Below are 12,581 nucleotides of genomic sequence, written 5' to 3' on the forward strand. Positions count from 1 at the left end.
TTGATTGTCAATCTCGGTTGATGCAGTTAATGAAGTCCGTATAGGTAAAGCTTTTCTACGTCATGGCTATGTCATCGCCGGCTCTGTGTTGAGCCGGAGGGCGAAGCTTTACCTAAATGAATTTGAGATCAGCGTTAAGTCGTCTTTATGACGCTTCGCCTGAAGGCTTATTACTGCTTTTTGAGCTAGGTTTGCTCAGGGCAATGACTTTTAAAGGAGAGTTTATGTTCCGCTATTTTCCAACCAATTACCCATGGGATCTGTCTATCAACTTGGCGCTAGAGATGGGTGCGCGTATTGGTGAAGTTGAAGAGATGTGCGCGCCTCTTAAAGACGCCGCACAAGCACGTGATGCGGCGGGTTCTAAAGCTTTCCGGGAAAGCTGGGAGCGAATGGCCGATAAATTATGCAGTTTGGCTGTTGAGGATGAAGCCCGTGGCCGGATGATCTCCGCCGGTGATAAATATGGCCGGGCAGCGACTTATTATCTGACGGCTGAGCGTTTACAGGGGCACGGTACAGAAGGGCGTGAAGAGCTGTATAACCGTTTCCAAGAGGTATTCCTGAGAGGCCTTGAACTGTCTAAAGAGAATTGTCAGCGGGTAGAAATACCCTATGAGGGCAAGCATCTGTCAGCGCTCTATGTGCGTGCCGAAGGTGTAGAAGGCAAAGCGCCTATTCTAGTGCAGGTCAATGGTCTGGATTCCACCAAAGAGATGAAGTATCGCGTTGGGCTGCCGGCCTGGTTGGCAAAACGGGGTGTGTCATCGTTGATCGTGGATCAGCCGGGTACCGGCGAAGCACTGCGCTTACAGGGCCTCACCGCGCGTTATGACAGCGAGCATTGGGCGAGCCGAGTCGTTGACTGGTTGGAAAGCCGTGATGAGATTGACGCTCAACGGATCGGCATGGAGGGGGTTTCCTTAGGCGGTTATTACTGCCCTAGAGCGGTGGCATTTGAACCTCGATTTGCCTGCGGTGTTGTCTGGGGCGCGAATCATGATTGGCGTGATGTGCAGAAAAAACGCCTTGAGAAAGAGGGCAGCTTCCCGGTGCCGCATTATTGGGAACATGTTTGCTGGGTCTGGGGTGCCAAAGATATGGATGAGTTTATGGCGATCTCGTCAAAGGTTCACCTCGATGGCGTGTTGGATCGCATTAAAGTGCCATTCCTGGTGACCCATGGGGAGAAAGATTCACAGATTCCACTGCACTGGGCTGAACGCACCTATGAGCAATTGGTTAACAGTCCAAATCGTGAATTAAAGATTTTCACCGATCGTGAAGGCGGTGTGCAACATTCAAGTTTTGATAATTCCGCCAATGCCGGCGCCTATATCTCCGATTGGGTAGCTGAAACATTGGGCGGCCATACGGCCTAAGACAGAATTTAACGGAGAATAATAATGAAAATAGTCGGATTAGATACCGTTGTGTTCGGTGTTGAAGATATGGCTTCTTGTGCTCAATACCTTAAAGATTATGGTTTGATTGCGGTTGAAGAAAGCGCTTTGGGTGGTCGTTATGAAGCCTTAGATGGTACCGCGGTGGTGTTAGCTGATGCCGCCGATGATAGCTTACCCGCGGCAATGGAAAGCGGCTCGCAGCTGCGTAAAACCGTGATGGGGGTTGCAGACGAAGCGGCGCTACAAGCGATAGTCACCGAGCTCAGAAAAGATCGGGACGTGCGTCAGTTAGATGACGGTTCTTATGAGTCGGTCGATGATCTCGGTTTTGTCATCGGTTTTCAGGTGACGGTACGTAAAACGATTGTTAAGCCCGGTGAGATCTCTAATGCGCCCGGTGCGAGTGTTCAGCGCAACGTAAACACTCTAGGAGTGGATGTTGATGCTGAGCAGATCCGTCCATCATCACTGTCTCATATTGTTTACTTTGTCCCGGATGTTGCGAAAGCGGAAGCGTTTTATGTTGAACGGTTAGGCTTTCGTTGTACCGACCGGTTTGAAGGGGTGGGGCCTTTTCTACAGCCTGCAGGCATGTTGGATCACCATACTCACTTTTTGATCCCCGCGCCGCCGCATATGAAAGGGGTAGAGCATTTTACCTTTCATTTTTCGGGCCCTACCGAGGTTATTCAAAACGGTACTCGTTTCGTTGATAAGGGTTATCAGGCATTCTGGGGACCGGGCCGTCATATCTTTGGCTCAAACTGGTTCTGGTATTTCAACAGTCCTTTCGGTTGTCATATGGAGATGGATGCAGATATGGATCTGCACGATGCCACGTGGGAGCCCCGGGTTGCACACATGAGCGCCGATGCCTCTCAGGCCTTCCTATTACGGCACCGGACTAAATGGTCGCCAGGGCGAGATACACCACCCGAAGGCGACTATGCCTAATTGAAGATAACGCGCTACGCTGCAGGTTAAATATCTTTATTAATCTTTTTGATTAGTTTTTTAAAAGGCTCTTTGGGGGCCTTGAGTTTCAAGGGTTGTCAGAATGGAAGCACTGCAACTCTGCTAGACCTATAAAAATAATTATTGTTGGAGAAAGGCCGTGTTCTATATCTGCTTAGATGTTGCGGAAAGTGTCGATAATGCCCAGGCTGATCGCAGGGGAGAGTTGGCATGATTAAGACTGCGAGTAAGCGTGGTCACATCGCCCTGATGATGGCCCATTGTGCCGGTATGCTGGATTTGGTGGCTTTGCCTGTCTGGATCGGCACCTTAGTTCAATACTATAAGCTAGAGCCGCAACAGGCTGGAAGTCTAGCAACACTGTTCCTCTTTGGCGCTGTTATCGCCAGCATTACCTTAGCGCATCGCCTCCACAGTTTTAATGGCCGTTGGGTTGCTGTGATCGGCTTTGGTCTTGCGGCGCTCTGTTTTGCTGGGGTTTCGCAGACCAGTGAATTTTCGCTGATGGCTATTTTGCATGTGGCTGCCGGACTTTCTGTCGGGGCCGCCTTGAGCGTAACCCATGGCACCATCGCTCGGAGTATCAATCCTCATCGATTGTTTGCCATTGTCAGTGCCGCCTTGGGTGTCTTCTCTGTTATTTTCTATGCGGCCGTACCGAGCTTAGTTGCCGCCAGTGGCGGCGAGCTCCTGTTTGTTATTTTTGGCCTCGTTATGTTGCTCGCTTCACTGGTATCGGTGATTGCTTTTCCAACGGCTGATGCCCGATTGGATGAAGATGTGACGCTAGAGGGACAGCCGGTTAAAAATACGGTGAAGGTGAAAATACCCAAAGCAGTTTGGTTTGGTATTGTCGGTATCAGTGCGATGGGACTCGTGCAGGCGATGACCTTTAGCTTTCTTGAGCGCGTCGGTGATGCCAATGGTTTTACGGTGGCGGCCATTAGCGGTGTGTTAGTCACGCTGGGTATTGTCAATCTATTGCCAGCCCCTCTCGCAGGTCTGCTGCAGCATCGGGTCTCCGCCCGTTGGGTATTGATCCTAGGCCCAGGGCTTCAGGCGTTGATTTCGTTCGCCATTATGAGCACTCAGTCTTTTATGCTCTACGCGATCAGTGCTTCATTATTTGCCGGGGTCATTCTGTTTACTCATACCTTTGTGTTTGGTGTGCTGGCGCGACTCGATATCTCTGGTCGTGCTTTGGCCGCAACACCGGCCATGATGATGACAGGGGCGGGCATCGGGCCAATATTGGGCGGCTCATTAGTACAGGGGTTTGGTTATCAGAGTATTGGTATCGCGGCGATCTGTATCGCCGTGGTATCAACGTTTTGTTTCTCCCGTGTACATAGCTCTGAGAATACCCAATCGGTGCAGGAGCCTGCCGCATGACGCTTAATACTGACAAACGAATGTCCACATGGATGTCTAAACGGCTGTTCTCACTGCTGGTTTCCGGTGTATTGGCCGCCTTATTTGGTGCTATGCCAACGCAAGCAGCCGAAACAACGGATGCACTGGTGCGACCCGCCGTCACAACAACGCTAGGGCCTCGGGCCTTTATGCTCGGTGCAGCAAATGCCGGCGAGCGGTTGGTCGTGGCGGGTGAGCGCGGCATCATTCTCTTATCTGATGATAATGGTCATAGCTGGAAACAAGCGCCAGTGCCGGTGAGTGTTACGTTGACTACGGTGCGCTTTGCCGATCCTCTCAATGGTTTCGCTATTGGTCATGGCGGGACGGTGCTAACCACCCGTGATGGCGGTGAAAGCTGGACGGTTCGCCTCGATGGTAATGCCGCGGCTAAGGTTATACATGACGCCGCACAGGTCTCCGGGGATGAGCGTGCGATAGCGTCTGCAGAACGACTGGTCTATGACGGCCCGGATAAGCCAATGCTTGATATGGCGCTGATCAGTGCTGAGCAAGCGATTGTCGTCGGGGCTTACGGTATCGCCTTGAGTACCGACGATGGCGGACAAAGTTGGCATTCATTGGTTGATCGTCTGGATAACCCCGGCGATCTCCATATCTATACGCTGCGCCGCCATGGCGACCGCATCGTGATGGCTGGTGAGATGGGGATGGTTTGGCTCTCGGTTGATGGTGGACAGCATTATGACTTGCTGGAAACCCCCTATGAAGGGAGCTTCTTTACCGCCGAACTAATGGGTGACGAAACCATCATCCTAGCAGGCTTGCGCGGTAATGTTTGGCGCTCGGATGATAATGGTGAGGATTGGACCCAGGTGAAATCACCGGTTGGAGCAACCATTACCGCATCGATGCAAGATGATGATGGCCAGCTACTGATGGTTAATCAGGCAGGCATGGTTATGGCACTCAAAGGTGATCGGCTGGTGCCCGTAACGAAGCGACATTTTCCGCCGTTGAATAATCTTCTAGAGAAAGATAACGGAGACTTACTGATTGTTAGCGCTCGTGGCCTGATGTCGGTTCAATCTGGAGATTTGAAGTGAAACATAGCACCCCAATCGATATTTCACCGGATGACGTGTTTGATCCTAATTCCGGCACCCTTGTAGAACGGCTGTTATTTAACAACCGGATGATCGTTGTCATTATCTGCGCCATTATTACGGCGGTATTGGGATGGCAGGCACTGAAGCTGGATCTTAACGCCAGTTTCGAAAAAACCTTGCCGGGTACCCAGCCCTATATTCAGAACTACCTTGAATATCAGAACGAGTTAACGGGGTTGGGTAATGCCGTACGTATCGCGGTCGAAAACCCAACGGGTACTATCTATGACGCGCGCTATCTCGATACGCTACGTCGTATGAGTGATGATATTTTTGTCTTACCCGGCGTTGACCGCGTACAGATGAAATCCCTTTGGACACCCACCACCCGTTGGATTGGTGTCACCGAAGAGGGCCTTGAGGGCGGACCGGTGATTCCCGACGGCTATGACGGTTCTGAGGCTAGCTTAGCGCGTTTATCGGCTAATATAGCTCGTTCCGGCATCATCGGTCAGTTGGTTGCCATCGATGCGACCTCGTCGGTTATCTATGTGCCGTTATTAAGCACCGGTGCTGAAGGGAAACCTCTTAACTATGCAACCTTCGCCGGCGAATTAGAAACCCTGCGGGCTGAGTATGAGCAGGAAGGGGTGGTTATCCATGTTACCGGGTTTGCCAAGGTCATTGGTGATCTGATTGATGGGGTGCGCTCGGTCTTGGTGTTCTTTGCTATTGCCGTGGTCATTGCCGCCGTAATGGTGTTTGGCTTTACCCGCTGTATTCGTTCAACCCTGTTGGTGGTGATCGCCTCATTGATTGCCGTGGTTTGGCAGTTGGGCCTCTTACCGACGCTAGGTTATGTGCTTGATCCTTATTCGATTCTGGTACCGTTTTTAGTATTCGCTATCGGCATGAGCCATGGCGCTCAAAAAATGAACGGGATTATGCAGGATGTTGGCCGCGGCTTTAATAAATTAGTGGCTGCCCGGTTTACGTTTCGACGGTTATTCCTTGCCGGTTTAACCGCACTATTAGCCGATGCGGTTGGTTTTGCCGTACTGCTGGTGATTGATATTCAAGTTATCCGTGAACTGGCGATTGCCGCGTCCATCGGTGTGGCGGTATTGATCTTAACCAACCTGATTTTATTGCCTATTTTGCTTTCCTATGTGGGCGTTAGTCGTAGCGCGGCGCAACGCAGTATCACCAGTGAAAATAATGAGCAGTCTAAAGAGCAGGCGCTGTGGAATTTTCTTGATCAATTTACCCGTCGTCGGGGTGCCACCATCGCGGTAAGTGTTGCAGTGGTATTAGCTATTGCCGGTTTTGCGGCCAGTACGCAGCTTAAAATTGGTGATCTAGACCAGGGCGCGCCTGAGTTACGCGCGGATAGTCAATATAACCTCGATGTGGCTTTTATGAACCACCATTACGGAGCGTCTAGCGATGTACTGGCGGTGATGATTAAAACCCCAGACGGTGTTTGTTCTCAATATGAGACGCTTAATAAAGTCGATTCATTGGAGTGGCAACTACGACAGATCAAAGGGGTGGAAACAACCAACTCATTGTCACTGCTATCTCGCCGAGTGTTGTCAGGGCTAAACGAGGGGAATCCGAAGTGGTTTGAGTTTCTGCCTAACCAACCGATGCTTAACTACATTACCGCGGGTGCACCTCGGGGCTTGTATAACAGTGGTTGTAATCTACTAACACTGTATGTCTATCTGCAGGATCACAAAGCGGAAACGCTGACTCGCGTGGTCGATCATATCGAAGCCTTTGCCCAAGAGAATAATACCCCTGAGGTGCAATTTCTGTTGGCGGCGGGGAGTGCCGGTATTCAAGCGGCCACCAATATTGCCGTGAAAGATGCTTGGCGGCAGATGCTGTTCTTGGTGTATGGCGCGGTTATCCTACTGTCATTCATTACCTTCCGTTCGTGGCGGGCAGTGGTCGTCGCTGTTTTGCCATTGATGCTGACCTCTATTTTGGCCGAGGCATTAATGGTTGCGCTGGGCATGGGGGTTAAAGTGGCAACCTTACCGGTGATTGCACTGGGTGTGGGTATTGGTATCGATTATGCCCTTTATATCCTCTCGGTCACTCAGACACAGATGCGCTTCGGGGCGTCGTTATCTGAAGCCTACTTAAAAGCCCTGCGCTTCACCGGCAAAGTGGTCATGTTGACCGGTGTGACCTTGGCTATCGGTGTGGTGACCTGGGTGTTCAGCCCAATTAAGTTCCAGGCGGATATGGGGGTTCTGTTAGCCTTTATGTTCCTGTGGAATATGCTCGGAGCAATGATTTTATTGCCAGCCTTAGCGCACTTTCTGATGCGGCCTAAAGCCCGTGTGCCAGCCAATATCGAAGAGGCTGTTGAAGATATCAAGGTGCATGTATGAGCCAGCATCTGAATAATTTGGTCAACACTGCTGACGTGCTTACAGACAAGCGTAGTAACGGGAAGGGCTATTGATATGTATAAACATTTACTGGTTCCGTTAGATGACTCCATGCTCAGCGGTGCAACGGTTGAGCAAGCGGCAAGCTTTGCCCGGTCGATAGGGGCACGCATCACCTTTGTGCATGTGCGAGCCGATTTCGCGGGCAGTTCCGATGGTGCACTCATTGAAGTGATGAATCCGGATGCCTTTACCGAGGCCGCCTTGGGCAATGCTCAAGGGCTGTTGGCAAAAGCTAAATCGGCAGCGATTGCCGCCGGGGTTGATGCCGCGACGGTGATTCGGGTTGGCAATAAACCTGCAATGACAATACTGGAAGTCGCCACGCAGCAGCAATGCGATCTTATTTTTATGGCTTCCCATGGGCGGCGTGGGATCAACGGTATGATTCAAGGGTCTGTTACTCATAAGCTACTGCAAAACGCTACATTGCCTGTTTTGGTGTCTCAAGTTGAGAGTAATACTGAACTCAGTACGCAAGAGCAGGCGATCACCATCATTAAAAATGAGCATCGCGCATTATCTGCAGTAGTGAGAGGCTTGCAGCAACGCTTAACTGAGCTCGATGATGAACCCGAAGAAGCCGACTTTGCACTGTTAATGGCGATGCTGTTCTACATCGAAGATTATTCTGAACGGTTACATCATCCAAAAGAAGATGATTATCTGTTCACGGCTTTACGGCAACGAACGTCAGATTTCGGCGGGGTATTAGCTGAACTCGAGCAGCAGCATCAGCAGGAAACACCCATCATGGATAAGCTGCGCCAGCAGTTGGCGGATTATGTGGCGGGGCAGGAAGGGGCGGGTAATGCTTTTACCGAAACCCTTAATCGCTTTGCTGAACAGCAATGGAAACATATGGCCAGTGAAGAGCAACTGATTATTCCAGCCGCTCGAGAACACTTACTGCCATCTGACTGGGATGAGATTGCCCAAGCGTTTGCCGTGAACGGTGATCCTCAATTTAACGTCGATAAGCGGGCATCCTTTGAGCGGCTTTTTACCCGACTAATGAATCAGGTGACGGTTAATCATGACTAGGACGATCCCTCGCAATGCAGTCTTTCTCGGCCTTTCTCGGTTGATTCCCGAGGGACAGTCGCGCGGTTTCGATCCGGCAGACCAAGGACAAGATTCACTGTTTTTGGTCCGTGTTAAGGGCAAACTTTATGGCTGGCGTAACGCCTGTCCGCATATCGATGGTGCGCCGATGGCATGGCGTAAAGATGCGTATCTCAATGCTAAACGCACCCATATTGCTTGTCATGCCCATGGGGCATTGTTTGAGCCTGAGACGGGGCTCTGTATTCAGGGGCCTTGTTTGGGTAAACGTTTACAGGCAGTCGATGTAATAGAAGACGATAACGGTCAGGTGATGATCTGTCCGTGATAATAAGAATAAGGAGTAAAACAAATGGCAGCAGTTAACAAGGTACTGGTTATTGGCGGTGGCTTTTCAGGTATGGCAGCCGCAATTCAAATGTCAAAAGGGGGGATCGCTGTCGATCTCGTAGAGATCGATCCAGACTGGTCACCTTTAGGCGCAGGTATCACCATTAATGGGGCAACCCTGCGGGCATTACATACATTGGGTGTCTATGAGCAATTTTTAGCCGCCGGGTTTGCCTCCAATGGTGTTGATATTCTCACTGCAACAGGCCATCCGATTGCTACACTGCCAACGCCGCAGCCGATTGGCGCAGAGGTGTCAGGTGGTGGCGGGATTATGCGCCCTGCACTGGCCCGGTTGTTGGCCGATGCAACCCTCGAAGCGGGTGTTTCTGTCCGCTTGGGCTGTACCTACAAGGATATCACTGTGGACGATGATCAGGTGACTGTCAGTTTTACCGACGGCACGGTCTCTCACTATGATCTGGTAGTGGGTGCCGATGGTATTAACTCCAAGCTAAGGGAGCAATTCTTCCCCGAAATACCGACCCCGGAATATATTGGTCAGGGGGTTTGGCGCGCAGTGATGCCTCGTCCCGAGGGTATTGAACGTCCACGAATGTGGCTTGGTGAGCACATTAAGCTGGGTATTAACCCGGTATCCGCGAGCCAAATGTATATGTTTATCACCGAGGATCGGCCGACCAAAGAGCATATTGATCGGGCGACTTGGCCTGCGGTCTTTACCGGCCTGATGGATCTCTTCAGCGATCCGGTCGTCACCGCATTGAAGCCCTATGCGCTTAAACCCGAGAGCAATATTGATTATCGGCCGATGGCTAATTTGCTGGTGCCTGTGCCTTGGAACCGTGGCCGTTTAGTGATGATTGGCGACACTGTCGCCGCGACCACGCCTCATCTTGCTTCGGGGGCCGGTATTGGTATCGAAAGCGGTATCGTGTTGGGTGAAGAACTGGTGGCCAATGATGCATTGCAGCCAGCGTTGGACCAGTTCCATCAACGCCGTTGGGAGCGCTGTCGTATGGTGGTCGAGAACTCTGAACGGCTGTGCATGATTGAGATTGACGGCGGTGATAAAGCCGAACATTCGGCCATCATGGGGCAATCGATGGCTGCGTTGAGACAACCGATCTAACGCCAATTTACAGGCATTGTTGCTGATTGAACGATTTTTAGGAAATACTATGACGATTAAAACAAAAAAACGCTTCGTTGATCTGTCCATCTATCTTGAGAATGATGTGCTGTCTGATCCACCACCGTTGGCCCCCAAAATTACCTATCAAAAACATGCAGATACATTGCCTGAATTTATGGCGATGTTGCCCGGCACTGAAGCAAATGATTTTCCTGAAGGAGAAGCGGCCGCCGCTGAATGGGTGACATTGACCACCCATAACGGTACCCATCTCGATGCGCCTTGGCATTTTCATTCTACTCAAGATGCTAAAAATGGTGGTTCGCGGCCCTCGATTACCATCGATGAAGTCCCGCTTGAGTGGTGTTTTCAGCCGGGGGTTAAGTTGGATTTTCGGCATTTCCCCAATGGTTATGTAGTGACGGCGGCGGATGTTGAAGCCGAATTGAAACGTATCGATTATGAACTGCAACCACTGGATATCGTGATTGTAAACACCCGTGCTGGGACTCGCTATGGTGAGTCTGATTATGTGTCTACTGGCTGCGGCATGGGTTATGAGGCGACCATGTACCTGCTAGAGCGAGGGGTTCGGTTGACAGGAACCGATGCCTGGAGTTGGGATGCGCCATTTTCCTATACCGCCGAAAAAATTGCTGAAACCGGTGACAAGAGTTTGATCTGGGAGGGCCACAAAGCGGGCCGTGATATTGGTTACTGCCACCTAGAGAAAATGCACAATCTCGAAGTATTACCTCCCCATGGTTTTACCATTAGCTGCTTTCCTCACAAAATTCGAGGAGCCTCCGCGGGCTGGACTCGAGCTGTGGCCATTTTTGAAGAACAATAACAATGTATTGCGGAGCATATAGCATGATAAAAACAACCCGAAAACGTTATTCCGCTGTTAATACCGTGGTGCATTTGACAGCGGCATCACTGCTCTGTTTTTCGGCCACCAGCATTGCCGGTGAGGTGGCTAAAGCGGAACGCCCCAATATTCTGGTGATTATGGCTGATGATCTGGGCTACTCAGATATCAGTGCCTTTGGCGGTGAAATTGCTACCCCCAATATCGATGCGTTGGCGGCCAACGGACGTATTTTAACGAACTTCCATACCGCCGCGGTGTGTTCTCCAACGCGGGCGAGTTTACTGAGTGGTGTCGATCATCATTTAGCGGGCATCGGTAATATGGCCGAAGTGGTGGGGCTGAATATCCATATTAATAAGCCCTTTACTGCGCCTTGGGGTGAATCCAACAGTTATGATTTCAGTAATATCCCTGACGGTTATCAAGGGCATTTGAGCGACCGGGTAGTCTCGATGGCCGAATTGTTCCGTGATGCGGGCTATCAAACCTCAATGGTGGGTAAATGGCATCTGGGTTATCAGGTTGTGAAGCCTCAGCATCGAGGTATGTCTTGGTATCAAGTGCGTGAAGCGTCTTTGCCGCATAATCGTGGCTTTGAGAACACCTTTGCGATGATCAATGGTGCCGGAGCGCATTTTGCCCCACCTTCACCACCGACACCGATGGACAAAACGGTATATGAAGAGAATGGCCGTGTTTTTCCTTCTGAACAGTTACCAAAAGACTTTTACTCTACCATTACCTACACCGATAAGTTGATCAGTTATATCGATTTGAGTCGTGCTAACAACAAACCGTTCTTTGCCTATGCCGCCTATACGGCGCCCCATTGGCCACTGCAAGCTCCGGCAGAAGATATTGCCAAGCAAAAAGGACGTTACGATGAGGGCTTTGAAGTTATTCGGGATCGCCGTATTGCACGCATGAAAACACTGGGATTGATTCCTAAGGATTTCACGCCGAGCAGCCTAATTACGACCTCGGATAAAAACAAGCTTTGGGATCAGCTCAACGATGAAGAGAAAGCCCGTGAAGCACGCCTGATGGAAGTGTATGCCGCGATGGTGGCAAATCTGGACACCCATATTGGCCGTCTTATCAATCACCTGAAAGCGATTGGTGAGTATGACAATACCCTTATTATGTTTATGTCCGATAACGGTGCTGAAGGGGCGCCGCCGTTTGCTCCGCCGATTCCCGGCACTGAGATCGATAACTCGTTAGACAATATTGGTCACCCTGGTTCTCTGGCCGCTTACGGCATGCGTTGGGCTGAGGTGAGTGCGGCACCGTTCCGCCTGTTTAAAGGTTTCACCGGCGCAGAAGGCAGCACCAGTTCGCCGTTGATCGTACAGCTGCCCCATCAAAAAGGCGCTCTACCCACCAGTGATGCCCGTATGCATGTGATGGATGTTTTGCCAACGCTATTGGAGATAGCGGGTATCGAACAACCAGGACAAGAATATAAGGGTCGTCAGGTGCATCCCATTGAAGGTGTATCTTGGTTAAGCGCGCTGCAAAGCCCAGATAGTTTTGACGCAGTGAGAGCTGATGATGCGGTGCTCGCGGATGAATTAATGGGGGCGAGCTATGTGCTCAAAGGGCCTTGGAAGCTGAGCCAACAGCCGGACTTCTCATTGCGTCCAGTGATGCGTAAAACCGTGCCGCTGAAACTCTATAACCTAGATGAAGACCGGGGCGAAACCCGTGATCTGGCCAGTCAACATCCGGATATTGTTGCTGATCTGCAGCAAGCTTACCGCGCTTATATTGACCGGACTGAAGTCTTGGAACATGCACGCTCTGCGAGTGGTCGTTGAGGTTATG

10 protein-coding genes are annotated in these 12,581 nt (G+C 50.8%); all 10 read left to right on the forward strand.

Annotated elements, in window-relative coordinates; translation table 11 throughout:
- The first annotated feature begins 116 nt into the window (after positions 1-116).
- The 10 genes from ACN0T0_RS02910 to ACN0T0_RS02955 all read left to right on the forward strand — a co-directional run bounded on the left by ACN0T0_RS02910 (position 117) and on the right by ACN0T0_RS02955 (position 12,574).
- A complete protein-coding gene (locus ACN0T0_RS02910) occupies positions 117-1,382 on the forward strand; it encodes an alpha/beta hydrolase family protein (RefSeq protein ID WP_417223074.1) in 1,266 nt (421 codons plus the stop codon).
- A 24-nt stretch (positions 1,383-1,406) separates the two neighbouring features.
- The gene (locus tag ACN0T0_RS02915; protein ID WP_417223077.1) at positions 1,407-2,360 is read left to right on the forward strand and encodes a VOC family protein; all 954 of its coding nucleotides are present in this window, start codon (positions 1,407-1,409) and stop codon (positions 2,358-2,360) included.
- A 231-nt stretch (positions 2,361-2,591) separates the two neighbouring features.
- On the forward strand, positions 2,592-3,773 hold the full coding sequence (locus ACN0T0_RS02920; RefSeq protein WP_417223078.1) for an MFS transporter: 1,182 nt from the start codon (positions 2,592-2,594) through the stop codon (positions 3,771-3,773).
- The gene (locus tag ACN0T0_RS02925; protein WP_417223079.1) at positions 3,770-4,861 is read left to right on the forward strand and encodes a WD40/YVTN/BNR-like repeat-containing protein; all 1,092 of its coding nucleotides are present in this window, start codon (positions 3,770-3,772) and stop codon (positions 4,859-4,861) included. The genes ACN0T0_RS02920 and ACN0T0_RS02925 overlap by 4 nt, the downstream gene beginning before the upstream one ends.
- The gene (locus ACN0T0_RS02930) at positions 4,858-7,269 is read left to right on the forward strand and encodes an efflux RND transporter permease subunit (RefSeq protein WP_417223082.1); all 2,412 of its coding nucleotides are present in this window, start codon (positions 4,858-4,860) and stop codon (positions 7,267-7,269) included. The genes ACN0T0_RS02925 and ACN0T0_RS02930 overlap by 4 nt, the downstream gene beginning before the upstream one ends.
- A 75-nt stretch (positions 7,270-7,344) precedes the next feature.
- Positions 7,345-8,373: a universal stress protein gene (locus tag ACN0T0_RS02935; RefSeq protein WP_417223085.1), complete on the forward strand. Its 1,029-nt coding sequence runs from the start codon at positions 7,345-7,347 to the stop codon at positions 8,371-8,373.
- Entirely contained in the window at positions 8,366-8,722 is a 357-nt protein-coding gene (locus ACN0T0_RS02940) for a Rieske (2Fe-2S) protein (RefSeq protein ID WP_417223088.1), read from the forward strand. The genes ACN0T0_RS02935 and ACN0T0_RS02940 overlap by 8 nt, the downstream gene beginning before the upstream one ends.
- Positions 8,723-8,746: 24 nt before the next feature.
- Positions 8,747-9,877 carry an FAD-dependent oxidoreductase gene (locus tag ACN0T0_RS02945; protein WP_417223090.1) on the forward strand — a complete coding sequence of 377 codons (1,131 nt, stop codon included), beginning with the start codon at positions 8,747-8,749 and terminating at the stop codon, positions 9,875-9,877.
- A gap of 49 nt (positions 9,878-9,926) precedes the next feature.
- Positions 9,927-10,730, forward strand: coding sequence for a cyclase family protein (locus ACN0T0_RS02950; protein ID WP_417223093.1), 804 nt, complete (start codon positions 9,927-9,929; stop codon positions 10,728-10,730).
- A gap of 23 nt (positions 10,731-10,753) precedes the next feature.
- Positions 10,754-12,574 carry an arylsulfatase gene (locus ACN0T0_RS02955; protein ID WP_417223096.1) on the forward strand — a complete coding sequence of 607 codons (1,821 nt, stop codon included), beginning with the start codon at positions 10,754-10,756 and terminating at the stop codon, positions 12,572-12,574.
- The last annotated feature ends 7 nt before the right edge of the window (positions 12,575-12,581 follow it).

This window comes from Amphritea sp. (assembly GCF_048266285.1).
GTDB lineage: Bacteria > Pseudomonadota > Gammaproteobacteria > Pseudomonadales > Balneatricaceae > Amphritea.